16 protein-coding genes and 1 pseudogene are annotated in these 26,955 nt (G+C 68.4%); 10 read left to right on the top strand and 7 right to left on the bottom strand.

What is annotated here, in order from left to right:
- The first annotated feature begins 81 nt into the window (after nt 1-81).
- The 7 genes from AT700_RS14850 (at nt 82) to AT700_RS14820 (ending at nt 11,309) form a co-directional block, all read left to right on the top strand.
- A complete protein-coding gene (locus AT700_RS14850; RefSeq protein ID WP_003450480.1) occupies nt 82-3,039 on the top strand; it encodes a TonB-dependent receptor in 2,958 nt (985 codons plus the stop codon).
- Between the two features lie 3 nt (nt 3,040-3,042).
- A complete protein-coding gene (locus AT700_RS14845; RefSeq protein ID WP_048521122.1) occupies nt 3,043-4,851 on the top strand; it encodes an extracellular solute-binding protein in 1,809 nt (602 codons plus the stop codon).
- A gap of 1 nt (nt 4,852) precedes the next feature.
- Nucleotides 4,853-5,926: a microcin C ABC transporter permease YejB gene (locus AT700_RS14840; RefSeq protein ID WP_003160166.1), complete on the top strand. Its 1,074-nt coding sequence runs from the start codon at nt 4,853-4,855 to the stop codon at nt 5,924-5,926.
- A 1-nt stretch (nt 5,927) separates the two neighbouring features.
- A complete protein-coding gene (locus AT700_RS14835; protein ID WP_003162651.1) occupies nt 5,928-6,944 on the top strand; it encodes an ABC transporter permease in 1,017 nt (338 codons plus the stop codon).
- 1 nt (nt 6,945) lies between these two features.
- Complete coding sequence (locus AT700_RS14830) at nt 6,946-8,556, top strand: ABC transporter ATP-binding protein (protein WP_010792375.1); 1,611 nt, start codon at nt 6,946-6,948, stop codon at nt 8,554-8,556.
- 145 nt (nt 8,557-8,701) lie between these two features.
- Complete coding sequence (locus tag AT700_RS14825; protein WP_003120247.1) at nt 8,702-9,883, top strand: aminotransferase class V-fold PLP-dependent enzyme; 1,182 nt, start codon at nt 8,702-8,704, stop codon at nt 9,881-9,883.
- Between the two features lie 202 nt (nt 9,884-10,085).
- The gene (locus AT700_RS14820; protein ID WP_003088736.1) at nt 10,086-11,309 is read left to right on the top strand and encodes a DUF2235 domain-containing protein; all 1,224 of its coding nucleotides are present in this window, start codon (nt 10,086-10,088) and stop codon (nt 11,307-11,309) included.
- Between the two features lie 19 nt (nt 11,310-11,328).
- On the opposite strand, the gene AT700_RS14815 is transcribed toward AT700_RS14820, so the two are convergent.
- The 7 genes from AT700_RS14815 to AT700_RS14785 form a co-directional block, all read right to left on the bottom strand.
- The gene (locus AT700_RS14815) at nt 11,329-12,384 is read right to left on the bottom strand and encodes a copper resistance protein B (RefSeq protein ID WP_003088738.1); all 1,056 of its coding nucleotides are present in this window, start codon (nt 12,382-12,384) and stop codon (nt 11,329-11,331) included.
- Nucleotides 12,381-14,225: a copper resistance system multicopper oxidase gene (locus AT700_RS14810; RefSeq protein WP_003103645.1), complete on the bottom strand. Its 1,845-nt coding sequence runs from the start codon at nt 14,223-14,225 to the stop codon at nt 12,381-12,383. The genes AT700_RS14815 and AT700_RS14810 overlap by 4 nt, the downstream gene beginning before the upstream one ends.
- A gap of 148 nt (nt 14,226-14,373) precedes the next feature.
- Entirely contained in the window at nt 14,374-15,012 is a 639-nt protein-coding gene (locus AT700_RS14805; protein ID WP_003088740.1) for a YdcF family protein, read from the bottom strand.
- Nucleotides 15,009-15,677 (bottom strand): HAD family hydrolase, encoded by a 669-nt coding sequence (locus AT700_RS14800; RefSeq protein WP_003103648.1) that lies wholly within the window; start codon nt 15,675-15,677, stop codon nt 15,009-15,011. The genes AT700_RS14805 and AT700_RS14800 overlap by 4 nt, the downstream gene beginning before the upstream one ends.
- A 1-nt stretch (nt 15,678) precedes the next feature.
- Nucleotides 15,679-16,842: an MFS transporter gene (locus AT700_RS14795; RefSeq protein WP_003109654.1), complete on the bottom strand. Its 1,164-nt coding sequence runs from the start codon at nt 16,840-16,842 to the stop codon at nt 15,679-15,681.
- A gap of 43 nt (nt 16,843-16,885) precedes the next feature.
- A complete protein-coding gene (locus AT700_RS14790) occupies nt 16,886-18,610 on the bottom strand; it encodes a carbamoyltransferase (protein ID WP_015648711.1) in 1,725 nt (574 codons plus the stop codon).
- A gap of 179 nt (nt 18,611-18,789) precedes the next feature.
- Nucleotides 18,790-21,432: a TonB-dependent receptor gene (locus AT700_RS14785; protein ID WP_048521121.1), complete on the bottom strand. Its 2,643-nt coding sequence runs from the start codon at nt 21,430-21,432 to the stop codon at nt 18,790-18,792.
- Nucleotides 21,433-21,707: 275 nt separating this feature from the next.
- Here AT700_RS14785 and fusA point away from each other — a divergent pair, with 275 nt between their 5' ends.
- From fusA to AT700_RS30280, 3 genes and pseudogenes are all read left to right on the top strand, one after another.
- A complete protein-coding gene (gene fusA, locus AT700_RS14780; RefSeq protein WP_048521120.1) occupies nt 21,708-23,816 on the top strand; it encodes an elongation factor G in 2,109 nt (702 codons plus the stop codon).
- A gap of 171 nt (nt 23,817-23,987) precedes the next feature.
- Nucleotides 23,988-26,582 (top strand): bifunctional diguanylate cyclase/phosphodiesterase, encoded by a 2,595-nt coding sequence (locus AT700_RS14775; RefSeq protein ID WP_033974467.1) that lies wholly within the window; start codon nt 23,988-23,990, stop codon nt 26,580-26,582.
- Nucleotides 26,583-26,741: 159 nt separating this feature from the next.
- A pseudogene (locus tag AT700_RS30280) lies at nt 26,742-26,945 on the top strand (nitrilase-related carbon-nitrogen hydrolase); the annotation flags it as partial.
- Nucleotides 26,946-26,955: the final 10 nt, after the last annotated feature.

Here is a 26,955-nt window from a genome sequence, read left to right as displayed (position 1 = left end):
AAGCGTTCCAAGCCTGCCCTGCAAATCTCCCGCGCTCATCGCTCATCCCCTGGAAACCATGTTTTCGGGGGGAACCGAACGATGCCGCACCATGCTCCATCCACACGCCTGCCTTCCAGCCTGGCCCTGGCCGCGCTGCTCGCGGCGGCCTACGCCGCGCCGCCGGAGGCACGTGCGGAGACGCCCGCGCCCGCCGCCAAGGCGCTCACCTTCGACGTCGCCGCCGGCCCGCTGGACCAGGTGCTGCTGGGCATCTCGCGACAGAGCGGCTTGCTGATCTCCTTCGAGCAGTCGCTGGTGCGCGGCCGGCAGGCGCCGGCGGTGCGCGGTCCGCTGAGTGTCGACCAGGCCCTGGAACAGGCCCTGCGCGGTAGCGGCCTGCAGTTCCGCCGTTCCGAGCGCGGCGCGGTGATTTCCGCCGCGCCGCTGCGCGCGGCCGTACCGGCGGCGAAGGTGCAGCCGCTGGCGGCGAAAGCGGAGCAGACCCTGGAGCGGGTGGTGGTGACCGGCTCGCGGATTCCCCGCGCCCAGCAGGAAGGGCCGTCGCCGGTCACGGTGATCAGCAGCGAGGAAATCCAGAACCGTGGCTACCGCAACGTCTTCGAGGCCTTGCAGACGCAGACCCAGAACACCGGCATGACCCAGGGCGAGGACTACGGCAACACCTGGCAACCGGCGGCCAACGCCCTCAACCTGCGCGATCTCGGCCCCAACCACACGCTGGTGCTGATCAACGGCCGGCGCGTCGCCGACTACCCGACCGCCTATGGCGGCTCGGTGAACTTCACCAACCTGGCGAACATCCCGGCGGTCATGATCGACCGCATCGAGATCCTCAGCGGCGGCGCCTCGGCGATCTACGGCTCGGATGCCATCGCCGGGGTGGTCAATATCGTCCTGAAGAAGAAATTCGATGGCGTCGACGTCAACCTGCGCGCCGGCACCACCGAGCGCGGCGGCGGCGACAACCAGCGCCTGCAACTGGTCGGCGGCGGCGCGACGGGCGAATTCGAAGGCCTGTTCGGCCTGCAGGTCGAGCAGCGCCAGCCGGTCTGGGCCAACCAGCGCGGTTTCATGGACAGCTACCCGGACGGCAACAACGTCGGCTACCGGCTGAACCCGCAGAGCGGACGCTACCTCGGCGACGCCTCTTGCGCCGGCCTCGGCGGCCTGTTCGGCGGCAACGTGGCGCCGGTGCCGGGCGCCAGGGGTGGCTATCGCTGCATGACCGACCAGTACTACAACAACTACTGGACCCTGCAGACCAAGAAGGAAAACTACGACGGCTACGCCGGCGGCACCTGGCACCTGAGCGACAGCGGCAAGCTGTTCGCCGACCTGCTGTTCGGCTTCGACCACCTGCAGAACAATACCCGTGGGCCGTCCTTCACCTCGCCGGACTTCATCAATGCCTCCAGCGGCGACCTGGAGCGCTGGTACCGGCTGTTCTCGCCCGAGGAGATCGGCGGCAAGAGCAGCAACAACAGCAAGTGGCGCGAGGTGTCCTGGACCGGCACCCTCGGCTACAGCGACCGCGTCGCCAATACTTCCTGGGAATACGAACTGGCCGCGACCCGCTCCGAGTACCGCAGCGACCGCACTACCCGCTACACCCCGGCGGCCGGGATCCTCGACCTGTACCTGGGCCGCAAGCTCGGCGAACGCGACGGCTACCCGGTCTACGATCCCGATCCGGCGCGCCTCGGACGTCCGCTGAGCGAGGAAGAGTGGCGCAGCCTGCGGCGCAACGTGACCCAGCACAGCGAGTCCTACTCGCAGACCTACAGCTTCACCGGCAACGGCGAGCTGTTCGACCTGCCGGCCGGCCCGGTGGCCTTCGCCGGCGTGCTGGAGGTGGGCAAGCAGGGCTACAGGATCCGTCCCGACTCGCAATACAACGACGGCTCTCTCTACAACGTCTCCAAGGCCAGCAGCTCCGGCGGCTCGCGCGACCGTTACGCCGCCGGCGGCGAATTCAGCATCCCGCTGCACGACACGCTGCTGGCGTCCGCCGCCGGCCGCTGGGACCAGTACAGGTTCAGCGGTCGCACCGAGGAGCAGACCACCTACAACCTGGGGCTGGAGTGGCGCCCGCTGACCAGCCTGCTGCTACGCGGCAGCTACGGCACCAGCTTCCGCGCGCCGGACCTGAACTACATCTACCAGGCCGACGCCAACGGCTACTACCCGGCGCAGAAGGACTACTACGGTTGCGAGAAAGGCGTCGACGGCGCCTGCAAGAACGGCCGGGTCGACTACGTGCAGAGCGGCACGCCCGACCTGAAGTCCGAGCGCGGGCGCTACTGGAGCTACGGCTTCGTCTGGTCGCCGTCGAGCAGGTTCGACTTTTCCGCCGACTACTACCACATCCAGATCGATGACCTGCTGACCACCCTCGATCCGGACAAACTGCTGCGCGACGAGGCGGCCTGCCGTAGCGGCGGGCTCGATCCGGACTCGGCGCAGTGCCGCGACACCCTGGCGCGGGTCGAGCGCAACGCCGGCGACGCCAGCGTCGATCCGAATCGCCTGAACAAGGTCTACGTCAATGCCATCAACGCGGCCAAGGAGCGCACCAGCGGCATCGACCTGCGCAGCAACATCCGCTGGGGCGCCGGTGACTACGGCGCCTTCTCCTCGACCCTCGGCTACACCCTGGTGTTGTCCCACGACTACAAGCAGTCCGACGACTACCCCAGCGAGAACCAGCGCGACAGCCTCGACTCCCACGACTGGCGCAGCAAACTCAACGCCAGCCTGACCTGGGACTACGCACAGTTCACCTCGACGCTCTTCGCGGTGCGCTACGGCAGCGTTACCAACGCCGCTGGCAGCGGGCGCCTGAGCCCGTGGACGGTGTTCAACGCCAGCGCCCGCTACCGGCTCAACGAACGCGCCAGCGTCGGCCTGACGGTGAACAACCTGCTCGACCAGATCAAGGAGGACGACTCCGATGGCTGGCCGTACTATCCCACCGGCAACTACGACGCCATGGGCCGCCAATGGTGGCTGGACTTCAGCTATCACTTCGGTGGTTGAGCCATGCCCGGACGCATCCTGGTCTTCGCTTGCTGCCTGCTCGCCAGCCTGGCCCGCAGCGAGCCGCGCCATGCCATCACGCTCTACGACGAGCCGGCGAAATATCCGCCGGGTTTCCAGCACTTCGACTTCGTCGACCCGCAGGCGCCCAAGGGCGGCAGCCTGCGGCGGATGGAAAGCGGCAGCTTCGACACGCTGAACCCCTTCGCCAACCGCGGCACGCCGATCAGCATGACCCAGGCCGCGCTGATCTACGAAACCCTCGGCTTCCAGTCACTGGACGAGCCGTTCACCGAATACGGCTACCTGGCGCGCTACATCGAGAAAGCCCCGGACAACAGCTGGGTGCGTTTCCATATCGATCCGCGGGCGCGCTTCAGCGACGGCGTGGCGGTCACCGCCGAGGACGTGAAGTTTTCCTTCGATAGCCTGGTCGAGCAGGGCAGCCCGTTCTGGCGCGCCTACTACAAGGAGGTCCGCGAGCCGGTGGTGGAGGATCGCCTGCGCATCCGCTTCGATTTCCGTCATGCCGGCAACCGCGAACTGCCGCTGGTGCTGGCCCAGCTCTACGTGCTGCCCAGGCATTGGTGGCAGGGACGCGACTTCAACCGCAGCAGCATGCAGCCGCCGCTGGGCAGCGGACCTTACCGGCTGGAGAAGGCCGAGGCGGGGCGTTCGGTGAGCTACCGGCGCAACCCCGACTGGTGGGCTCGCGACCTGCCGGTCGGGCGTGGCCTGTACAACTTCGAGCGGATCCGTTTCGACTACTACCGCGACAGCGGCGTGGCCTTGCAGGCGTTCAAGGCCGGGCAGGCCGACATCAATGTCGAGACCAGCGTCAAGGCCTGGAGCAGCGGCTACGACTCGCCGGCCCTGCGCGATGGCCGGTTGCGCCAGGAGAGCTTTCCCTACCCGTACCCGGCCAGCCTCCAGGGCCTGGTGTTCAACCTGCGCCGGCCGCTGTTCGAGGACCGCCGGGTACGCCAGGCGCTGAGCCTGTTGTTCGACTTCGAATGGACCAACCGACAGCTCTTCGGCGGTCGCTACAAGCGCCTGCGCAGCTATTTCGACAACTCGGAGATGGCCGCCCGCGGCCTGCCCGGCGCCGACGAACTGGCCTTGCTGGAGCCGCTGCGCGGGCAAATCCCCGAGGAGGTCTTCGGCCAGGCCTACGCTCCGCCGGTGAACGACGGCAGCGGCGATATCCACGAGCGCCTGGTGCAGGCCTACCGCCTGCTCGGCGAGGCCGGCTGGCATGCCGTCGACGGGCGCCTGCTGGACACCGCCGGACGGCCGCTGCGCTTCGACCTCCTGCTCCAGGGCAAGGGCCTGGAGCGCGCGCTGCTGCCGTTCCAGCGCAACCTGGCGCGGATCGGCATCGATATGCGCCTGCGCCAGGTGGACGCTTCGCAATACATCGAGCGCATACGTGCGCGGGACTACGACATGATCGTTTCGAGCTTCTCCCAGTCCAATTCGCCGGGCAACGAGCAGTACAGCTTCTGGCATTCCTCCAGCTACGCCGATCCCGGCGGCTACAACCGCATCGGCCTGAAGGACCCGGCCATCGACCGGCTGGTCCAGGCGGTGGTCGAGGCCGACTCGCGGGCCGCCCTGGAAACCGCCGTGCGCGCCCTCGACCGGGTGCTGCAATGGGGCTACTACCTGATCCCGACCTGGTATTCCGACGAGGTCTGGATCGCCAGCTGGAATCGCTTCGGCCGACCGCCGCAGGCGCCGCGCTACAGCCTGGGGCTGAACACCTGGTGGGAAGTCCGCGAGCGGGCCGCGCCGATCCGGGAGGCGCAGTGACATGGGCGGCTACCTGTTGCGCCGCCTGGCGCTGATCCTGCCGACCCTGCTGGGCATCCTGCTGATCAACTTCGCCATCGTCCAGGCCGCACCCGGCGGGCCGGTGGATCAGGCCATCGCGCGCCTGCAGGGCGTCGACGGCGGCGGCCCGCTGGGGCGTGGCGGGGAGGGTGGGCATGGCGCTCTGGAACCGCAGCGCCACGGCGAGACCGGCATCGATCCGCAGCTGGTGGCCGCCCTGGAGCGCCAGTACGGCTTCGACAAGCCGCCGCTGCAACGGCTCTGGCTGATGCTGTCGAGCTACGCCCGGCTGGATTTCGGCGAGAGCTTCTACCGCGACGCGCGGGTCATCGACCTGATCGCCGAGAAGCTGCCGGTCTCGCTGTCCCTGGGCTTGTGGGCGACACTGATCACCTACCTGGTGTCGATTCCCCTGGGGGTGGCCAAGGCGGTGCGCCACGGCAGCGCCTTCGACCTGTGGAGCAGCGCGCTGGTGGTGGTCGGCTATGCGGTGCCCGGCTTCCTCTTCGCCATCGTCCTGATCGTGCTGTTCGCCGGCGGCAGCTACCTGGACTGGTTCCCCCTGCGCGGCCTGGCTTCCGAGGGCGCCGAGCGCCTCGGCCCGCTGGCGCGCTTCGCCGATTACCTCTGGCACCTGGCGCTGCCGGTGGGTTCGCTGGTGGTCGGCGGTTTCGCCAGCCTGACCCTGCTGACCAAGAACAGCTTCCTCGACGAGATATCCAGGCAGTACGTCGCCACCGCTCGCGCCAAAGGGCTCAGCGAGCGCCGGGTGCTCTACGGCCATGTGTTCCGCAACGCCATGTTGCTGGTGGTGGCCGGGCTGCCGGCGGCGCTGGTCTCGGTGTTCTTCACCGGGTCGCTGCTGATCGAGGTGCTGTTCTCCCTCGACGGCCTCGGCCTGATGGGCTACGAAGCGGCGCTCGGCCGCGACTACCCGGTGGTGTTCGGCAGCCTGTTCATCTTCACCCTGCTCGGGTTGCTGGTGAAGCTGGCCGGCGACCTGGCCTACAGCCTGGTCGACCCGCGCATCGACTTCGCCGCGAGGAGACAGTGAGATGGCCATCGTCCTTTCCCCGCTGCACCGCCGCCGCCTCGCCGCGTTCCGCGCCAACCGCCGCGGGCGCCTGGCCCTGCTGCTGTTCCTCGCGCTGTTCGTCACCTGCCTGTTCGCCGAGCTGATCGCCAACGACCGCCCGCTGCTGCTGGAATACCGTGGCCAGTGGTTCCTGCCGGTGCTGCGGGACTATCCGGAAACCGCCTTCGGCGGCGAGCTGCCGTTCCCGCCGGACTACCGCGGCCGCTTCATGAGCGAACGCATCGCCCGCGACGGCTGGGCGCTGTGGCCGCCGATCCGCTTCGACGCCCGCAGCATCAACTACGCGCGCCCGGCGCCGGCGCCGCCCTCGGCGGAGAACTGGCTGGGTACCGACGACCAGGGCCGCGATGTGCTCGCGCGGGTGATCTACGGCCTGCGCCTGTCGATTCTCTTCGCCCTCGGCCTGACCCTGGCCTCGTCGTTGCTGGGAATCTGCGCAGGCGCGGTGCAGGGCTACTACGGCGGCTGGATCGACCTGTTCGGCCAGCGCTTCATCGAGGTCTGGTCGGGTCTGCCGATGCTTTACCTGCTGATCATCCTCGCCAGCCTGGTGCAGCCCGGGGTCGGCTGGCTGCTGGCGATCATGCTGCTGTTCTCCTGGACCAGCCTGGTCGACGTGGTTCGCGCCGAGTTCCTGCGCGGTCGTCACCTGGAGTACGTCAAGGCGGCGCGGACCCTCGGCCTCGGCGACGCCGGGGTGATGTTCCGGCACATCCTGCCCAACGCCATGGTCGCGACCCTGACCTTCCTGCCGTTCCTGCTCTGTGGCGCGGTGACCACCCTGACCGCCCTGGACTTCCTCGGTTTCGGCCTGCCGCCCGGCTCGCCGAGCCTTGGCGAACTGGTCGGGCAGGGCCGTGACAACCTCCAGGCGCCCTGGCTCGGGCTGACCGTGTTCGTGGTCCTGGCGACCTTGCTCAGCTTGCTGGTGTTCATCGGCGAAGCGGTGCGCGACGCCTTCGATCCGAGGACATGAGATGAACCGGGAACTGTTGCGAGTGGAAAACCTGAGCGTCGCCTATGGCGACACGCAGGTCGTGAAGGGGATCGACTTCAGCCTGCGCGCCGGCGAGACCCTGGCCCTGGTTGGCGAGTCCGGCTCCGGCAAGTCGCAGACCGCCCACGCCCTGCTGCGCCTGCTGCCGGGCGCGGCGCGCCTGGGCGGCAGCGTGCGCCTGGACGGCGAGGAACTGCTCGCCCTGTCGCCGCAGGCATTGCTGGCGATTCGTGGGCAGCGCATCGGCATGGTGTTCCAGGAGCCGATGACCTCGCTCAATCCATTGCAGCGCATCGGCCGCCAGGTCGGCGAGGGTCTGCGCCTGCATCGCCGCCTGCGTGGCGCCGCGCTGCGCGGGCGGGTACTGGAACTGCTCGAACTGGCCGGCCTCGAGCAGCCGCGACGCCTGCTCGAGGCCTATCCGCACCAGCTCTCCGGCGGCCAGCGACAGCGAGTGATGCTGGCCATGGCGCTGGCTTGCGAGCCGCAACTGCTGATCGCCGACGAACCGACCACGGCTCTCGACGTCACCGTGCAGAAACGCCTCCTGGAGCTGCTGCAAAGCTTGCAGCGACGGCTGGGCATGGCGATCCTGCTGATCAGCCACGACCTCAACCTGGTGCGCCGGGTCGCCGATCGGGTCTGCGTGATGCGCGATGGCCAGATCGTCGAGGAGAACGCCTGCGAGACGCTGTTCCGCTCGCCCCGGCATCCCTACACGCGCCTGCTGATCGAGGCCGAGCCGGGTGGGCTGGCGGAGCCGGTGGCGTGCCGCGAGACCTGCCTGGAGGTGCGCGCGCTGAGCCTCGACTACCCCGCGCCCGGCGGCTGGCTGCGCCGGCGCGCGGGACTGCGCGCGGTGCACGAGGTCAGCCTGCGGCTGCGCCGTGGCAGCACCCTGGGGATCGTCGGCGAAAGCGGTTCGGGCAAGTCCTCCCTCGGCCAGGCGCTGCTGCGCCTGTTGCCGGCCGAAGGGCAGATCCTGTTCCAGGGCGAGCGCCTCGACCGGCTGCACGGCAAGCGCCTGTTGCCATTGCGCCGGCAGTTCCAGGCGGTGTTCCAGGACCCCTACGGCAGCCTCAACCCGCGCCTTAGCGTGGAACAGATCGTCGGCGAAGGCCTGCGTATCCATGGCATCGGCGATGCCGGCGAACGCCGCGCGCGGGTGCTGGAGGCACTGCGCGAGGTCGGTCTCGACGAGCCTTGCCTGGAACGCTATCCCCACGAGTTTTCAGGCGGCCAGCGCCAGCGCATCGCCATCGCCCGCGCGCTGGTGCTGAAGCCGGCGCTGATCCTGCTCGACGAACCGACCTCGGCGCTCGACCGCAGCGTGCAGTGCCAGGTGGTCGAGCTGCTGCGTCGGTTGCAGCGTCGCCACGGGCTGAGCTACCTGTTCATCAGCCACGACCTGGCCGTGGTACGCGCCCTGGCCCACGACATCCTGGTGCTCAAGGACGGCCGGGTGGTGGAGCAGGGCAGCGCCGCTGCGCTGTTCAGCCAGCCGCGCCACCCCTATACCCGCGAGTTGCTCGGAGCGATACCCGCGCTGCGCCTGGAAGAGCACCTGCGGGTGGCCGGGCTGGGAATCTGAGGCGGGAAACCATGCTGACTCTAAGGATGTTCCGAAAGGTTCTTTCCAGACGCCCCGGCGCTTTTCTTAAGATCGGCCTGCGGGCCCGTCAGGGACAAGGAGCCATGTCGGCTTCCGGGTCCGTCCGATCGATTGGGGGAATGCGATGAGTTCGTTACCGTTGTACTTCGATTACGCCGCCACCACGCCCGTGGACGAGCGCGTGATCCGGGCCATGGTGGAGTGTCTCGGCTACCAGGCGTGTTTTGGCAATCCCGCGTCGAATTCCCATGCCTACGGCCGCCAGGCGCGGCGGGCAGTGGAGCGGGCCAGGGAGCAGGTGGCCGCGCTGGTCGGCGCCAGCGCCGGGCAGATCGTCTGGACTTCCGGCGCCACCGAATCCAACAACCTGGCCCTCAAGGGCGTGGCCCAGGCGCTGGACGCACCCGGCCACCTGATCACCAGTCGCCTGGAGCACAAGGCGGTGCTGGACACCGTGCAGCAACTCGCCGATGACGGCTGGAGCGTGACCTGGCTGGCGCCCGGCACCGATGGCCTGATCCGGCCGGAACAGGTGGAGGCGGCCTGGCGCGCCGATACCCGCCTGGTGTCGCTGATGCGGGTCAACAACGAACTCGGCACCCTGACCGACATCGCCGCCATCGGCGAACGGGTGCGCGAGCGCGGCGCGCTGTTCCACGTCGACGCGGCGCAGGCCAGCGGCAAGGTGGCGATCGACCTGGGCCGCCTGGCGGTGGACCTGATGTCGTTCTCCGCACACAAGACCTACGGGCCCAAGGGCATCGGCGCGTTGTACGTCGGGCCGCGCGCCGAGCGGCGGCTGAAGGCGCAGATCCACGGCGGCGGACACGAGCAGGGCCTGCGTTCCGGGACCCTGGCGACCCACCAGATCGTCGGTATGGGCGAGGCCTTCGCCCTCGCCGGCGAGCTTTTCGAGGAGGAGGGCAGGCGCATCGCCGGACTCCAGCGGCGTCTGCTGGAGGGGCTGGCGCAGATCGACGGCTGGCGCCTGAACGGCAGCGCCGACGCACGCATCGCGCATACCCTGAACCTGACCTTCGACAACCCGGCCTTTGTCCCCCAGGCACTGGAGTCCAGCCTGGCGGTGTCCAGCACCTCGGCCTGCAACTCGGCGCGGCCGGCGCCGTCCCACGTGCTTCTCGCCCTCGGCCACGATGCCGCCAGCGCTGGCCGCAGCGTGCGCCTGAGCCTCGGTCGCTACACCCGCGAGGCCGACGTCGACGCGGCGGTGGCCGCCCTCAAGGCCGCGGCGGATAGTGGCGCGCCGGCGTGGCAGCCGTTCCTCGGGGTATCCAGGGCAGGCTGAGCGGCCGGCTCGACCCGCCCTCGCCGAAGCCAGGGGCTGCGGATAACCGCGAAGCGGTTATTCGCCCTGCGGCTCCAGGGGCTTTTCGTCTTTGCCGCCATTTCCCGGCAATGTGCGCTTGGCGGATCATCCAGGTTGGGTATCATGCGTCGCCATTCCCATCCACCGCCGACGGAAGTCAGGCTTTGCCTGCGTGAGCCCAATGGACGATCTCTCCCCCGATTCCGCCTTGCCGCCTGCCGGCAGCGCCCAGGACAACGACGCGCCGCGCCAGTTGGTGGTCTGCATCGACGGAACCTCGAACCGCTTCGGCGACCAGCCGACCAACGTGGTGCGCCTGTACCGCTCGCTGTCGCGCGATCCGCGCAGGGTGCTGGCCTACTACGACCAGGGCGTCGGCACCTTCGGCCTGAAGGAAACCCTGTTCGAGTGGCAGAAGTTTCCCTCGCGGATCGCCGGCCTGGCCTTCGGCTGGGGGCTCAAGCGCAACGTCGAGGGCGCCTATCGCTTCCTTGCCGAGCACTACCGGCCCGGCGACCAGATATTCCTCTTCGGCTTTTCCCGCGGGGCCTACGCGGTGCGGGTGCTGGCCGCGATGCTGCGCGCGGTGGGCCTGATCGATGCGCACCAGCCGCACCTCTTCGACTACGCCTGGACCCTGCTCACCACCCGCATGCCGCCCCGCGACGAAGACAAGCGGGCCGGCACGCGTCGCCGCGGACCGGACTTCGGCCTGCTGGGACGCTTCCGCAAGGTCTTCGGCCGGCAGGTGAAGGTGCACTTCCTCGGCCTGTTCGACACCGTGACCTCGGTGGGCTGGGTCTACGACCCGCTGACCGTGCCGTATTCCTCGAACAACGAAATGGTCGACGTGGTCCGCCAGGCCCTGGCCATCGACGAATGCCGCTGCTTCTTCCGGCAGAACCTCTGGTTCGGCGAGAAGGACCGCAAGTCCGACGTGTTGCAGGTGTGGTTCCCCGGCATGCACTCCGATGTCGGCGGTGGCTATGCGCCGAAGGACTCGCGGCTGGCTCTGGTGGCCTTTACCTGGATGCTCGGCGAGGCGCTGGAGGCCGGCCTGCATGTCGACCCGGCGCGCAGCCGCGACCAGTTGCGCGCACGTTCGAAGCAGGGCCCGGACCCGACCGCGCCGATCCTGCCGGTGATGACCCGGCCCTGGCGCCTGGCCGAGTGGCTGCCGCTGCTGGTCTGGGACCGCCGCAGCGGCAACCGCGCCTGGCGCTGGTCGCGTGGCCGGCCGCGCTCGCGGCCGCTGGAACCGGTCGGGCAGGAAACCCGGGTCAAGCTGCACCGTTCGGTGCAGCGGCGGCTGGACGAATGCCCCGACTACCGGCCGTGCAACCTGCCAGCGCTGGAACGCTGCGACCTCATCGACGATTCGCCGTTGCTCGACGGCTACCGCTAGCGGCTGGCCGCGATCGCGTTCAGAACCACATGCGGATACCGGCGACGAAGCGCGCCTCGTCGTCGTCCTCGCCCTCGGCGCGGGCCAGGTCGGCGCTGTTGCCGTAGGAGCGGTTCCAGGTCACCCCGATGTAGGGCGCGAACTCGCGACGGATCTCATAGCGCAGGCGCAGGCCCAGCTCGCTATCGGCAAGGCCCGAACCGATGCCGCGGGCGGGATCGTTCCTGCCGTACAGGTTGACCTCGGCGCTGGGCTGGAGGATCAGCCGGTTGGTCAACAGGATGTCGTACTCGCCCTCCAGGCGCAGCGCGCTCTGGCCGTTCTCGCCGAGGAAGGCGGTGACTTCCGCCTCGAAGTCGTAGAGCGCCAGGCCCTGCACGCCGAACGCCGCCCAGGTCTGCGGCGAGCCGGGCTTGAAATCCTGGCGCACGCCGGCGACCAGGTCCCACCAGGGACCGATGGCGTGCCCGAACAGCGCCTGGACCTCGGCGTCCTCGGTCTTGCCGTCGAGCCGTTCGCCTTCGCTGCGCAGCCACAGGCGGTTGATGTCGCCGCCGATCCAGCCGCTGGCGTCCCAGGCCAGCGCGCTGCCGTCGTCGGCGTCCTGGTATTCCAACTGGTCGAGCAGGAAGAAGCTGTTCAGCGCGCTGTCGTGCACCTTGTGCCCCTCCAGCGGCGGAAAGGCGGCACGGCGGTCGGCCTCGGTCGGCACCGGGATCGGCGTACGGCTCTGGCTGGGCGCGGCCTGCGCCGGAGGTTGCCGCGCAGCGCGGCTCATCCCCGGCATCCGGCCATGGTCCATTCCCTGGTGCTCCATGGGCTGTGCCGGGGCGGGCGATGCGGTGCCGTGGTCCATCCCCGGCATCCGGCCATGCCCCATCCCCTGGTGGTCCATGGGTTTCGCCGGGGCGGAGGTCCTCTGGCCGTGGTCCATGCCAGGCATCGCGCCGTGGTCCATGGCCGAGTGGTCCATGCCATTGTCCTGCGCGGCCTCGACGGGATTCGGCAGGCCCAGCAGCAGACCCAGGGCGAGGGCACCGCCGGCCAGGCGGGCGGGTTTCGGCTGGCGGCTCATGCGTTGTCTCCTTCGTCTACCCGCACTTCGCGGAACATGCCCATCTCCATGTGGAACAGCAGGTGGCAGTGATAGGCCCAGCGTCCCAGGGCGTCGGCGGTGACCCGGTAGCTGCGGCGGGTGCCCGGCGGCATGTCGATGGTGTGCTTGCGCACCAGGAAATTGCCTTGCTCGTCCTCCAGGTCGCTCCACATGCCGTGCAGGTGGATCGGGTGGGTCATCATGGTGTCGTTGACCAGGACGATCCGCAGGCGCTCGCCGTAGGTCAGGCGTAGCGGCTCGGCGTCGGAGAACTTGATGCCGTCGAAGGACCAGGCGAACTTCTCCATGTGCCCGGTCAGGTGCAGCTCGATGGTGCGCCCCGGTTCGCGGCCGTCCGGGTCGGCGAAGCGGCTGCGCAGGTCGGCGTAGGTCAGCACCCGCCGCCCGTTGTCGCGCAGCCCGAGGCCGGGGTCGGCGAGCTTCGGTGTCGGCGTCATGGTCTGCATGTCGACCAGCGGGTTGCCGTCCTCCGAAGCCGGATGGGACTGCATCGGCATGGTGTCCATGCCCATCCTGGAGTGGTCCATGCCGGCCATCTTGGAGTGGTCCATGCCGTTCATGTCCATGCCGGCCATCTTCGAATGGTCCATGCCATTCATGTCCATGCCCGACATCTTCGAATGGTCCATCTCGCTGGCGGGCCTCGTCGCCGCGCCATGCCCCATGGCGCCGTGGTCCATGCCGCCCATGCCCATGTCGTCCATGCCGATCAGCGGGCGCGGATCGGGCGTCGGCACCGGCGCGCTAAGCCCTTCGGCCAGCGCCAGGGTGCCGCGGGCGTAGCCGCTGCGGTCCATGGACTGGGCGAAGAGGGTATAGGCGCGCTCGCCGCCCGGTTCGACGATCACGTCGTAGGTCTCGGCCACGGCGATGCGCAACTCGTCGACGCTGACCGGCTCGACGTGCTGTCCGTCGGCGGCCACCACGGTCATCTTCAGGCCGGGAATGCGGACGTCGAAATAGCTCATCGCCGAGGCGTTGACGAAGCGTAGGCGGAGCTTTTCGCCGGGGCGGAACAGGCCGGTCCAGTTGCCGTCCGGCGGCTGTCCGTTGAGCAGGTAGGTATAGGTGTAGCCGCTGACGTCGGCGAGATCGGTGGGACTCATCTTCATCTCGGCCCACATCTTGCGGTCGGCCAGGGTCGCGGCCCAGCCGTTGGCGCTGACGTCGTCGATGAAGTCGCCGACGGTGCGCTTGTGGAAGTTGTAGTAGTCGGACTGCTTCTTCAGCTTGGCGAGGATGCGCTGCGGCTTCTCGTCCGACCAGTCGCTGAGCAGCACCACGTAGTCGCGGTCGTAGCTGAACGGTTCCGGCTCGCGGGCGTCGATCACCAGGGCGCCGTAGACCCCGGCCTGCTCCTGTAGCCCCGAGTGGCTGTGGTACCAGTAGGTGCCGTTCTGCCGGACCTTGAAGCGGTATTCGTAGAGACCGCCGGGAGCGATGCCCTCGAAGCTGAGGCCCGGCACGCCATCCATGTTGGCCGGCAGGATGATGCCGTGCCAGTGGATCGAGGTGTCCTCGGCGAGGCGGTTGCGCACCCGCAGGGTCACGTTGTCGCCTTCGCGCCAGCGCAGGGTCGGGCCGGGCAGCGAACCGTTGATGGTCATGGCGGTGGCCGGCGAGCCGCTGAGGTTCACCGGGGTCTCGCCGATGAACAGGTCGAAACTGTCGCCGGCGAGCAGGTTCTGCTGGCCCGGCCCGGCCAGGGCCCAGGCCGGGGCGCGCCAGAGACCCAGTCCGCCGAGCAGACCGGTGGCGGCGAGGCCTTTGACGAAGGTGCGTCGCGAAGTTCTGTGCATCCGCTGGTTTCCACGCAGGTGGCAGGACGGACTGCGCGAGCCTGCGCAGCCGGGAAGTCGCGGCCCCGCCAGGGCGGTGCGGCGATGCGGACACCCTAGCGGCGCGCGCCTGTCGGCAAGCTGTGGGGAAGATTACAGTGCTGTCAGCTCAGCGCGGCGGGTTCACCAGGTGGCGGTCGAAACCGCGCGCCACCAGGCGTTCCCAGGCGTCCATGACCTGCGCCGGGATCGGGCAGGCGACCTGGAAGCCCAGCGCCGGGTAACGCATGATGCGGTCAAGGTCGCCGACCATCTCGTCGATCACCCCGAGTACGCCGACCAGGTTCGAGATGCCGTCGGGAAATGCGTAGTCGGGCGCATCCACGTGTCCCTCCAGACCCGGCCAGCGGACCGGCAGGGTCAGCGCCACGCGGCGGATCGAGTTGGGCTTGGTGACGAAGGTCGCGCGGCGCAGGTCGGGGAACAGCTCGCGGGCGAAGGCGATGTTCTCGGCGAAGTTGGTCGCCCGCGGCTCGATCACGATGAGGCTGTCGCTTACCCCGCGTGCCCTGGCGTGGCGGGCGAACAGCTCGGCTTCCGGCTCGACCCAGAGATGGCGCGTCCAGTGCCCGGTGTTGCCGGTGAACAGCAGGCGTTCGGCGAGGCCGCGTTCGAGCAGCTCGCAGGCGTGGTCGCAGACCCGCAGGTCGTAGGAGCCGCATACCACCAGCAGTTCGCAGGGCACATGGCAGCGGCCCTGGCCGAGGAAGTCCCAGAGCAGCCGGGCATCTTGCAGGGTCGGGCTCATGGGACGCCAACGCTCCTCTCGCTGCCGGTCGTGGCGGGGTGCCGATGCTGGCAGTACAGCCGGTCGTCTTCGCGGACGATCCGTAGCTCGCGGAAATCCCGGACCGACCAGCGCGCGCCGGCGGCGAGCAGGCCGCTCTCCTCGCCGATCGCCACGCAGGTCGCGCCGGCGGCACAGGCGGCCTGCACGCCGCTGAGGGAGTCTTCGAACACCAGGCAGCGCGACGGTGCCACGCCGAGCCTGGCCGCGGCCAGGCGATAGCCATCCGGAGCCGGCTTGCCGTGGACCACGTCGTCGCGGCTGACCAGGGTGCGGAACGCCGCCTGCAGGTCGTGCTGGCGCAGCACGTGGTCGATGCGTGCCGGCCAACTGCTGGTGACCAGCGCCAAGGGCACGTCCAGCCAACGCAGCTGGCGGATCACCGCGGCGACGCCGGGCAGCAGGGGACAGTCGGCGCCTTCCTCCAGCGCATCGACCCGTTGCTTGAGGATCCGCCGGCGCTCCATCGGCAGGTGGCCGAACAGATAGTCCAGGGTGTAGCCGCCCGGGCGACCGTGCACGTGGTCGCGCAGGCAGTCCGGGCCGAGCGCCACGCCCTGTTCGCCGGCGACCCGGCTCCAGGCCGCGGCGATGGCTTCGCGGGAGCTGATCAGGACGCCGTCCATGTCAAACAGAACGGCTGAAAACGCTAGTCGATGCATCTCGGGCACTCTGTAGGGCAAGCCAGACCAGGACCGCGCCGCCGAGGGCGAACAGCGCCATGATCAGATAGGACCACTGCGGCAGGCCTTCGTACAGCCAGCCGGCGGCCGGACTGGCGAGGCCCATGGGCAGCGCTACCGCCAGAGAGTAGTAGATTCCCTGGGTCAGTACCCGCGCGCTTTCCGGCGCGTGGTCGCGGATGTAGCGCATCACCGCGGCGTGGTAGGCGGCGAAGCTGAGGGCGTGCAGGCACTGGCCGAGGAGGATCGCGGCGAGATGTTCGCTGCCGGCCAGCAGGCCCCAGCGCAGCGCCGCGCAAAGGCTGGAGAAGAGCATCACCTGGAGCGCCGGGTGGCGGTCCAGGATGCGGTTGGAGACGGCGAAGAAGCTGATCTCGGCGATCACCGCCAGGCCCCAGAAGGCGCCGACCGAGAACGACGAGTAGCCCAGCGCCTGCCAGCCCAGCGAGGCGGTGGTGAAGTACAGCGAGTGGCTCAGTTGGATCATTCCCGCCGCGGCGATGGCCAGCAGCAGGGGGCGTTGCCGGAGGATCCCGCGCAGGTCGGGACGGCGCCTGGCGCCCGGCAGCGGCGAGTCCGGACGGCGCAGGCTGCGGCGACGGAGGAACAGGCAGGCCAGCGCGGTGAGCAGCATCGTCAGGCCGACCAGGGCGGGCACCAGTTGCTGGCCGAACCGACCGAGCAGCAGGCCGCCCAGGGTCGCGGTGAGGATGAAGGCCAGCGAACCGACTGCGCGTACCCGCCCGTAGTTCTGCAGGGCGGCCTTGTCGCGCTTGAGCAGGTAGGATTCGGTGAGCGGCAGCACGCTGGTCCAGAATGCGCCGTAGAGCACGCTCAGGGCGATGAACAGGGGCAGGCCCTCGGCCAGCTGGAACAGCAGGGCGCAGGCGCCGGCCAGGGCCGCCAGCAGGGTCGCCAGGCGCAACTGGTCGATGCGCCAGTCGGCCACGTAGGTCAGCGCCACCCCGGCGATCACCTGCGGCCAGTAGGCCGCGGCGATCAACAGGCCGATCTGGCTGGCGCCGAAGCCCAGGCTGGCCAGCCAGGTCGGCCAGAACGGATAGATCAGCCCCTCGGCGGCGAAGTAGCCGGAAAAGATCAGGTACATGCCGGTTCCCGCGTCGCCGTGCCGGTTCGCTGCGGTTTGCGCCTCACTCGAAGCGCGCCCTGGCGAAGGCGTTCTCGCCCTTGCGCCAGACCAGCAGGGACTCGCCCAGCACCACCAGGTCGACCATGCCGTCCTCCAGCGCGCCGAGGGCGTCCTGCGGGGCGCAGACGATCGGTTCCTCGTGGCGGTTGAAGGAGGTGTTGATCAGCGCCGGCTGGCCGCTGCGGGCATGCCAGGCATGCAGCAGGGCGTGCATGAACGGATCGGCCTGCGGCCGGATGATCTGCGGCCGGGCGGTGCCGTCGACATGCACCACTGCCGGGCAGCGCGCGCGGAAATCCGCATGGCAATCGTAGGTCATGGTCATGTAGTCGGCCGCCACCTGGTCTTCACGCCAGCCAACGTAGCAAGCCTCGGCGTGTTCTACCGCGGTGACCGGGGCGAATGGCATGAACTCGGTGCGTTCCATGCGCTGATTGAGCCAGTCGTTGGCGCTGGCATCGCCGGGATGGTAGACGATGCTGCGGTTGCACAAGGCGCGCGGGCCGAACTCCATGCGGCCCTTGAACATGCCCAGCACCTGGTTTTCCCGCAGCGCTTCGACCAGCGTCTCGATCAGGTTGGCCGGCCGGCTGTAGGCCAGTTGCGGGTACTGGCTGGCGATCAGCTCGGCATTCTGCGCGGCGCTGCGCGCGTCCGGCCCGAGGGCCATGCTCGGCGCCGGGAAGCGCGTACCGTTCTCGCGATAGGCCACCGCCACCGCCGCGGCCAGGGCCAGGCCGCCGTCGCCCATGCAGGGCAGCACGTAGACATCGCGGACCCCGGGGATCTCGCGCAGGCGCTGGTTCAGCTTGACGTTGCCGAACACCCCGCCGGCCAGGCACAGGTTGGCGCAGCCGGTGCGCGCCACGTGCTCCCGGGCGATGGCCACCAGCAGGTCTTCGGAGTGCCGTTGCGCGGCAGCGGCGACATCCGCCGGGCGTTCCGCCGCGCAGCGTTGCAGCAGCGGATCGCTGTAGCCGTCGTAGGAGGGCAGGTACAGTTCGCCGCAGCGGGCGCGCAGGCGGCCGTTCTCCAGGCGGATCATGTCGTTCATCAGCGGCAGCAGCTTTTCCGCGTCGCCGAACGCCGCCAGGCCGGTGATCTTGCCTTCGTGGCGGTTCGGCTTGAAGCCGAGCAGGCGGGTGATGCGCCCGTAGAAGTAGCCCAGGCTGTCGACGCTGGTCTCGCGTTGCAGGACCGTCTCGCCGCCGTCGGCGCGGTAGTGGGTGACGGTGAGCGACTGGAAGTCGCCGCGGCCGTCGCAGGTGAGGGTCAGCGCCTCGTCGAACGGCGAGCAGACGAACGCGCCGAGGGCGTGGCATTCGTGATGGTCGATGTACTCGACCTTGCCGCGCAGGCCGTTGGCGCGGACGAAGGCATCGAATTCGCCGCGCTTGGCCTTGTCGTTGGCCATTTCGTCGGCGATCCGCTTGCGCAGGTGCGGCAGGCCCTCGGGACGCTCGCGGGCTTCCTCGAGGACCCGGTCCAGATAGAGGTCGAGGTGCCGCCCGGCGTCGAACCCGGCGTTCCAGCCGTAGGCGATGCGGTCGATGTCGGCCAGGTCGATGCCGGCCTCGCCGAGCACATAGTCGATGGAGCGGCTCGGCCAGGCCTTGTGGTCCTTCTGGCGGGTGAAGCGCTCCTCGCTGGCGGCGGCGACGATCCCGCCGTCGCGCACCAGGCAGGCGCCGGCCAGGTCGTTGTTGGTGATCCCGAGAATGATCATGCGGTGTCCTCTTGCGCGAACGGGTGGGGGGCGAGAGGCGTAATAGGTTGCATGGCACCGGGAGCCCAACAACCTGCCAGATCTGGTCGCCTGCGAAATCTGGCAGGGCTACCGGATCTGGTAGCTGGACAGCCGTCGACGGGCTTGCCGGCCATACCGGCCGGGCGCCCGCGCCGGCATCAGAAGCTGTAGCTGAGGCGGCCGAACAGGATGCGCCCGTAGGGATCGGTGTAGCGCGGGTCGTAGCCGCTCTGGAAGGTGTAGGTCTGGTTGCTGAACGGCGGTTCGCGGTCGAACAGGTTCTTCACCCCGAGGGTCAGCCCCAGCGCGTGGCTGAGGCGGTAGCTGCCGGCCAGGTCCCAGAGGTTCCACGAGCCGACCTTGCCGTGGCTGGCGCGGTTGTAGTCGTTGTAGCCGCTGGTGTAGCGGTTGCTCAGGGTGGCCTGCCAGGCGTCGCGGCTCCAGGTGGCGTTGGCGACGTGCTTCCAGCGGGCGATCACGCCGACGCCCTGGAAGTCGCCGACGTTGTCCAGGTACTGGCCGCCGATCTGCTGCTGGAAGTCGTAGCGGGACACGTAGGTGCCTTGCAGGTCGAGCCCGAACTGCCCGTAGCGGCTGGCCGGGAAACGATAATCGAGGCTCAGGTCGACGCCGCTGGTCTTTACCTTGCCGAGGTTGGCCAGTCCGGTGACGACGTGATCGATCGAGCCGTCGGCCTTGCGCACGATGCGTCCGGCGTAGGCCTGCGGGTCGGCGAAGATCGCCGCTTCGGGAAACTCGGCGATCTGGTTGGCGATCCTGATCCACCAGAAGTCCAGGCCGACGGAAAGGTCGCGCAGCGGCTGGTAGACCAGGCCCAGGGTAACGTTGCGCGCGGTTTCCGGTCGCAGGTCGGTATTGCCGCCGGTGGCGTTGTAGAACTGCTGGGCGCAGTCGCGGTTGGCGATGCCGCCCTGGCTCGGCTGGCCGCCGGCGCACAGGCGCGGGTCGTCGTAGTTGGCGCTGGTATAGGTGGTGAAGGTCGGGTTGTACAGTTCGTACAGCGACGGCGCACGGAAACCTTCGCTGTAGGCGCCGCGCAGGACCAACTGGCGGAACGGCTGGAAGCGGAACGAATATTTCGGGTTGCTGGTGCTGCCGAAGTCGCTGTACTTGTCGTGGCGGATCGCCGCGCTGAGTTCCAGGCTGTCCAGCACCGGCACGTTGAGTTCGGCGTACTGCGCCTTCAGGTTGCGCTCGCCGCTGACCGTGGCGGCGGGATCGACGCCGAGGCTCTGCACGTTGCCGGCGAAGTCCTGGATGTCCTGGTGGAACGCTTCCTTGCGGAACTCGCCGCCCAGCGCCAGGGCCGCCGGCCCGGCGCCGAACCAGTCGCCGATCTCCCGGCTGGCGCGGGCGTCCAGGCCCTTGACGCGGCCGACCGAGGTACGGAAGTCGCCGCTCAGGGCATGGCTGCCGAGGTAGGCGAGGCCGGCGTCGGTCTGCGGCCCGAACGGGTTCAGCGTCCCGTTGGCGATGCCGAGGGCGGCGGCGCGATCGTCGACGTAGCCGCTGTGGATATGGTCGACCACCTTGTTCTGGTTGTACGAGGCGCCGATATCGTAGTCCCAGCCGGCGAACTGGCCGTCGAAGCCGAGCAGCAGGCGCTGGCCGGTGTTCTGCGAGGATTGCAGGCGCGGCCCGAGCACGCTCTGCCGCCAGTTGACCTCCACCGGCCGGCTCGGGTCGAGGACGAAGCCGCCGGGACCGGGAGTGATGCCGTTGCCGGGATAGAAGGCGGTGCCGGGATCGATCTGCAGGCCGGTGAGGGTCCCTGGGCCGACCTGGGTAGCGTTGTCGTTGCGCGACCAGAAGTACTCCAGACTGACGTTGTGCTCGTCGGCCAGCTTGCCGGTGGCGCGGCTGAACACCGAGGTCTTCTCGGTTTCCGGCACCAGGTCGAGGTAGCGCCACAGGCTCTGCCGGCAGATGCCGTTGCGCGGGATCAGGTCGGCGCCCTTGCAACCGCCGGCGGCCAGCGGATTGCTGGCGTTGGCGCCCTGGCTCCAGTTGCCGGGGAAGGCGGTGCCGGAGCTGTAGTCGAGGCCGCGTCCCGGCTGGTAGTTGTAGGTGTAGCCGCGGTCCTTGGCGCCGAGGCGTTCCTGCTTGTCGTAGTTGGCCACCGCGAAGACATTGAAGCGATCCTCCTCCAGCTCGCCGAAGCCCCAGCTAGCGCTGACGTTGCGCTGGTTGCCGCCGCCGTCGTGGGTGGGGGAGGCGTAGCCGCTGTCGACGCGGCCTTCGTTCAGGCTCTTGCGGGTGATGAAGTTGATCACCCCGCCGATGGCATCGGTGCCGTACAGTGCGGAGGCGCCGTCGCGCAGCACCTCGACCCGGTCGATGGCGGCGAAGGGAATGGTGTTGAGATCCACGGCGGAGCCGTCGATGGCATTGTTCGCCAGGCGCCGGCCGTTGAGCAGCACCAGGGTCTTGTTCGCGCCGATCCCGCGCAGGTCGGCGAACGAGGCGCCGCCGGTGGCGCTGCCGACCGAGCGACTGGAGTTGTATACGCCCTGGTTGCCGGAAAGCCGGCCGATCAGTTCCTCGGTGCTGGTCACGCCCTGTTGGCGCAGCTCCTCGGCGCGCAGGACGCTGATCGGCACCGCGGTTTCCGCATCGACCCGGCGGATCGCGCTACCGGTCACCTCGATTCGTTGCAACTGGACCGTGGGCGGGTCGACAGGCGCCTGTCCCTCCGCCGCGGCGGCGCTGCCGGGAGCGAGCTGCAGGGCCAGCAGCAGGGCGGCGCCCAGCGGCGGGTCGGTGTGGAGCGATCGGTGCATGGTCGGGGCATCCCTTGTTCCGGTGTGTCCACGGATGTCCGTCGAGCCGGGGGATTTTCCAGGGACGGCTTAGACCTTTGCGCCATGAGTTTATGTCCGCTGGGAACAAGCCCTGCCGTTGCGCCTTTCGTCGGCGGGCCGGAGCGGCAGAACCAGTCCCCTCTGCCGAGGTCGAAAAGCAGGCGTCGCGGCGGTGCTGTGGCGTCCTTTCTTCAGCTACATTTTTCTTTCAGCAGTCGTTCCCATCATCCAGGGCAGCACCCAAGGGGCAGATCATGGCTCGCACCACTCCCATCGAGCTTTATCGCAACATCGGCATCGTCGCCCACGTCGACGCCGGCAAGACCACGACGACCGAGCGGATCCTCTTCTACACCGGCGTCAACCACAAGATGGGCGAGGTCCATGACGGCGCGGCGACCATGGACTGGATGGTCCAGGAGCAGGAGCGCGGCATCACCATCACCTCGGCGGCGACCACGGCCTTCTGGCAGGGCTCGACCAAGCAGTTCCCGCACCGCTATCGCTTCAACATCATCGACACTCCCGGCCACGTCGACTTCACCATCGAGGTGGAGCGCTCGCTGCGCGTGCTCGATGGCGCGGTGGTGGTGTTCAGCGGCGCCGACGGGGTCGAGCCGCAGTCCGAGACGGTCTGGCGCCAGGCCAACAAGTACCATGTGCCGCGCCTGGCCTACGTCAACAAAATGGATCGCCAGGGCGCCGATTTCCTCCGCGTGGTCGCGCAGATCAAGCAACGCCTGGGCCATGTCCCGGTGCCGATCCAACTGGCGATCGGCGCGGAGGAAAACTTCAGCGGGCAGATCGACCTGGTGAAGATGAAGGCCATCTACTGGAACGATGCCGACCAGGGCACCAGCTACCGCGAGGAGGAGATCCCGGCGGAGCTGCGGGCGCTGGCCGAGGAGTGGCGGGCGCACATGGTCGAGGCCGCCGCCGAGGCCAACGACGAACTGATGAACAAGTATCTGGAAGGCGAGGAACTGAGCATCGAGGAGATCAAGGCCGGGCTGCGCCAGCGGACCCTGGCCAACCAGATCGTACCGGCGGTGCTCGGCTCCTCGTTCAAGAACAAGGGCGTGCCGCTGGTGCTCGACGCGGTGATCGACTATCTCCCGGCTCCGTCGGAAATCCCGGCGATCAGGGGCACCGACCCGGACGACGAAGAGAAGCACGACGAGCGCCATGCGGACGACGACGAGCCTTTCTCGGCGCTGGCGTTCAAGATCGCCACCGACCCCTTCGTCGGCACCCTGACCTTCGCCCGCGTGTATTCCGGGGTGCTGACTTCCGGCGACGCGGTGCTCAACTCGGTGAAAGGCAAGAAGGAGCGGGTCGGGCGGATGGTGCAGATGCACGCCAACCAGCGCGACGAGATCAAGGAGGTGCGCGCCGGCGACATCGCCGCGCTGATCGGCATGAAGGACGTGACCACCGGCGACACCCTGTGCGCCATCGACAAGCCGATCATCCTCGAACGCATGGACTTCCCCGATCCGGTGATCTCGGTGGCGGTGGAACCGAAGACCAAGGCCGACCAGGAGAAGATGGGCATCGCGCTGAGCAAGCTGGCCCAGGAAGACCCGTCGTTCCGCGTGAAGACCGACGAGGAGACCGCGCAAACCATCATTTCCGGGATGGGCGAGTTGCACCTGGACATCATCGTCGACCGCATGCGCCGCGAGTTCGGCGTCGAAGCCAATATCGGCAAGCCGCAGGTGGCCTATCGCGAGACCATCCGCAACACCTGCGAGATCGAGGGCAAGTTCGTCCGCCAGTCCGGCGGCCGCGGCCAGTTCGGCCATTGCTGGATCCGCTTCGCTCCGGCCGATGAGGGGCAGGAAGGCCTGGAGTTCCACAACGAGGTGGTCGGCGGGGTGATTCCCCGCGAATTCATCCCGGCGATCCAGAAGGGCATCGAGGACCAGATGCAGAACGGCGTGCTCGCCGGCTACCCGCTGATCGGCCTGAAGGCGACGGTGTACGACGGCTCCTACCATGACGTCGACTCCAGCGAGATGGCGTTCAAGATCGCCGCCTCGATGGCCACCAAGCAACTCTCGCAGAAGGGCGGAGCGGTGCTCATGGAGCCGGTGATGAAGGTCGAGGTGGTGACCCCGGAGGACTACATGGGCGATGTGATGGGCGACCTCAACCGCCGGCGTGGCCTGATCCAGGGCATGGAGGATACCCCGGCGGGCAAGGTGATCCGTGCCGAGGTCCCGCTGGGCGAAATGTTCGGCTATGCCACCGACGTGCGCTCGATGTCCCAGGGGCGCGCGAGCTACTCGATGGAGTTCGTTCGCTATGCCGAGGTACCGGCCAGCGTGGCCGAGGCGATCGTCGCCAGGCAGGGCCGCTGAGAGCCGCCGCGCGCCGCCGAGGCCAGCGGCGGCGCGCGCCTTTGCGGGAGCGGCAGCCGCATCTTCGGCGCCGATGCGCTTGCCAAGCGGGGTTTTTGACGCCCCCTGGATGCTTAACTATAAGACAGTGACCAAGGCCCGCACCTATACGGTCACAAGGATGGCGAATCGATGCTTGCTTCAGCGATTGCCAGCGGTACCGCAGTCTCCCAGGTCTCCAAGCATCTCCTAATGTTCCTGGCCGCCCTTTTCCTCGCCCTCGGTGCATGCGGCTGGGCGATCCTGCACATCGCCAGGCACCAGGACGACATCGCCATCGAGCAGAGCCATTTCTACGTGGAAAAGGCGCTGCAGAATCGCCGGGAAAATTCCGAGCAGTTCTCCACCACCTATTCCTTCTGGACCGACGCCTACGTCTATCTGGGAAACCGGGTCGACGTGGACTGGGCCTTCACCAAGAACAACCTCGGCTCGGTGCTCTACACCACCAATGGCTACGACGGCGTCTTCGTCATCGACGACCGTGGCACTCGCTACGCCATGCTCGAGGGCGAGCTTTCCGAACGCTCGCTGGCCGACTCGCTGGGCGCCGATGCCGGAGACATCCTCAGCGCCGCCCGCCGCGCCGCGGTGGACGAGGCGGCGATCAGCCGCTACGTCGACTTCGACGGCGCACCGGCGATCCTGGTCGCCTCGGCGATCAAGCCCACCAGCGATCATGCGCCCATCGACCTGGCCAAGGCCTCGGTGATGGTCTTCGTCGACCGGCTGACCCCGGTGAAGCTGGCCAAGCTCGGCGGCGACTACGGCATCGCCAACCTGCACCTGCTGGCCGGCGGTGCGGCGGGCGACAAGGAAAGCCTTGCCCTGGAGGGCACTCCCCATCGCCTGGCCTGGGTGTCGTCGCGTCCGGGTAGCGCCATGCTGCGGGAGACCGCGTTGCCGCTGCTGGGAATCTTCGTGCTCGCCGCCGGGCTGCTGTTCTGGCTGAGCCGCAGCGCCGTGCTCAACGCCCGCGCGGTGGATCGCCAGCAGAAGGTCCTGAAACGCAGCAACCAGGCCCTGCTGGCCAGCGAGGAACGTTTCAAGTCGATAGCCGAGGCGGCCTCGGACTGGATCTGGGAAGTCGACGGGCATTTCGTCTTCACCTATCTCTCCGTGCGCTTCCGCGACGTCACCGGCTACCAGCCGGAGGCCTGGATCGGGCGGCGGCTGGACGAGTTGCTGGATAGCGATACGGTGAACATCGTCAAGTGGCTGGAAGGGCTGCCCGATGCCGGTGCGCCGTCCAGCCTGGTCTGCGCTTTCCGCGACAGCCAGGGCCAGGCGCGGGTCGGCAAGCTGAGCGCCAGCGCGATCCGCAACGGCGTCGCCAGCGGCTATCGCGGCACGGCGGCCGACATCACCGACGAGGTCGAAGCCCATGCGAAGATCCAGCATCTGTCCCTGCACGATGCCCTGACCGGCCTGCCGAACCGCAACAAGCTGTTCCAGTTCCTCGAACGCCTGCTGGCGGAAAAGGCTGGCAAGTCGCCGGTAGCGGTACTGATGCTCGACCTCGACCGCTTCAAGCCGATCAACGACCAGCACGGCCATCCCGCCGGCGATGCGGTGCTCTACGCCATCGCCGAACGGCTGCGCGCCTCGACCCGCGACCAGGACATGGTTGCCCGGCTCGGCGGCGACGAGTTCGTGGTGGTCAGTACCCACGTGTCGTCGAAGCTGGAAATCGAGAAGTTCTGTAGCCGGCTGATCGACGTGATCAACCGCGAGGTCGCCTACGAAGGGCACAGCTTCCATGTCGGCGCCAGCATCGGCGTGGCCCTGGCGCCGGAGCACGGCGGCGATCCGCGCGGCCTGCTGCGTTGCGCCGACGTGGCGATGTACGAGGCCAAGGCCGCGGGGCGCAATACCTGGCGTTTCTACTTGGAAGCCATGGACTCCCATCTCGCCGAGAAGAAGCTGCGCGAGACCGAGTTGCGCGCCGCCTTGCAGAACGGCGAGTTCGAGTTGTACTACCAGCCGCGTTTCCTGGCGCAGGAACAGACGATCGCCTCGGCGGAGGCGTTGATCCGCTGGAACCATCCGCGCCGCGGGCTGATCGGCCCGGACGAGTTCATCGGCCTGGCGGAAGAAAGCGACCTGATCGTACAGATCGGCAACTGGGTGCTGCGCGAGGCCTGCGCCACCGCCGCCAGCTGGCCAGGCGAGGTGATGGTCTCGGTGAACGTGTCGCCGGCGCAGTTCATGACCGGCGATATCGTCTGGCAGGTGCGCGAGGCCCTGCGCCTGGCCCGCCTGGATGCTCGCCGGCTGGAGCTGGAAGTCACCGAGAACGTCATGCTCAACGATGTCGATGGCGCGCTGCGGACCATGACGGCCCTCAAGGAGCTGGGCGTCCGCCTCAACATGGACGACTTCGGTACCGGCTATTCCTCGCTCGGCTACCTGCGCACCTATCCCTTCGACAGCATCAAGATCGACAAGCGCTTCGTCGCCAGCATGGAGAAGACCGGGCGCGACCGTTCGATCGTGCAGGCCATCATCAATCTCGGCAACGCCCTGAACCTGCGGGTCACCGCCGAGGGGGTGGAGACCGAAGGGCAGATGCATATCCTGCGCGACGAGCAATGCCACGAACTGCAAGGATTCCTGCTCAGCCGGCCGCTGGATGCGCAGGGCCTGCGCGACCTGCTGGCGCGCGAGGCGGGGCAGACCCAGGCGCCACAGGTTTCCGCCGAGGGCCATGCTGCGCGCCGCCCTTGAGCGGGGGCAGAAGAGACCACGCGGAGCCTCAGCGGCCCTCGGTTCAGCGAACGCCCTGCGTATGGTTCAGAGAATGCTCAACTGATTATTTGACCTGACTGATTCCCTTCCCGTCTTCGCTTGCCGACACTCCGTCCTTCCCATGGCCTTGTGCCAGGGCCAGCGCCGGTGGTCGCCACCCGCTTCGGGCGAATCGCGGTGATGGTCTGCTACGACCTGGAGTTTCCCGAATGGGTGCGCCTGCCGGCGCTGTCCGGCGCACAACTGCTCTGCGCACCGGTGAACTGGCCGGCGGCACCGCGTCCCGAGGGCGAGCGGCCAGGCGCAGCTGGGCGAATGAAAAAGGGCGCGGGCCAGTATCGGCGCCGCGCCC

It is taken from the genome of Pseudomonas aeruginosa (assembly GCF_001457615.1).
Classification (GTDB): Bacteria; Pseudomonadota; Gammaproteobacteria; order Pseudomonadales; family Pseudomonadaceae; genus Pseudomonas; species Pseudomonas aeruginosa.
This window is presented reverse-complemented; position numbering and strand designations above follow the sequence as displayed.

Excerpts from the sequence above, each read along its gene's own strand:
- AT700_RS14790 (WP_015648711.1), bottom strand. The coding sequence starts at position 18,610 with ATGATCATTCTCGGGATCACCAACAACGACCTGGCCGGCGCCTGCCTG.
- AT700_RS14810 (WP_003103645.1), bottom strand. The coding sequence starts at position 14,225 with ATGCACAGAACTTCGCGACGCACCTTCGTCAAAGGCCTCGCCGCCACC.
- AT700_RS14815 (WP_003088738.1), bottom strand. The coding sequence starts at position 12,384 with ATGAGCCGCCAGCCGAAACCCGCCCGCCTGGCCGGCGGTGCCCTCGCC.
- AT700_RS14805 (WP_003088740.1), bottom strand. The coding sequence starts at position 15,012 with ATGAGCCCGACCCTGCAAGATGCCCGGCTGCTCTGGGACTTCCTCGGC.
- fusA (WP_048521120.1), top strand. The coding sequence starts at position 21,708 with ATGGCTCGCACCACTCCCATCGAGCTTTATCGCAACATCGGCATCGTC.
- AT700_RS14830 (WP_010792375.1), top strand. The coding sequence starts at position 6,946 with ATGAACCGGGAACTGTTGCGAGTGGAAAACCTGAGCGTCGCCTATGGC.
- AT700_RS14835 (WP_003162651.1), top strand. The coding sequence starts at position 5,928 with ATGGCCATCGTCCTTTCCCCGCTGCACCGCCGCCGCCTCGCCGCGTTC.
- AT700_RS14825 (WP_003120247.1), top strand. The coding sequence starts at position 8,702 with ATGAGTTCGTTACCGTTGTACTTCGATTACGCCGCCACCACGCCCGTG.
- AT700_RS14785 (WP_048521121.1), bottom strand. The coding sequence starts at position 21,432 with ATGCACCGATCGCTCCACACCGACCCGCCGCTGGGCGCCGCCCTGCTG.
- AT700_RS14845 (WP_048521122.1), top strand. The coding sequence starts at position 3,043 with ATGCCCGGACGCATCCTGGTCTTCGCTTGCTGCCTGCTCGCCAGCCTG.
- AT700_RS14795 (WP_003109654.1), bottom strand. The coding sequence starts at position 16,842 with ATGTACCTGATCTTTTCCGGCTACTTCGCCGCCGAGGGGCTGATCTAT.
- AT700_RS14820 (WP_003088736.1), top strand. The coding sequence starts at position 10,086 with ATGGACGATCTCTCCCCCGATTCCGCCTTGCCGCCTGCCGGCAGCGCC.
- AT700_RS14800 (WP_003103648.1), bottom strand. The coding sequence starts at position 15,677 with ATGGACGGCGTCCTGATCAGCTCCCGCGAAGCCATCGCCGCGGCCTGG.
- AT700_RS14775 (WP_033974467.1), top strand. The coding sequence starts at position 23,988 with ATGCTTGCTTCAGCGATTGCCAGCGGTACCGCAGTCTCCCAGGTCTCC.
- AT700_RS14850 (WP_003450480.1), top strand. The coding sequence starts at position 82 with ATGCCGCACCATGCTCCATCCACACGCCTGCCTTCCAGCCTGGCCCTG.
- AT700_RS14840 (WP_003160166.1), top strand. The coding sequence starts at position 4,853 with ATGGGCGGCTACCTGTTGCGCCGCCTGGCGCTGATCCTGCCGACCCTG.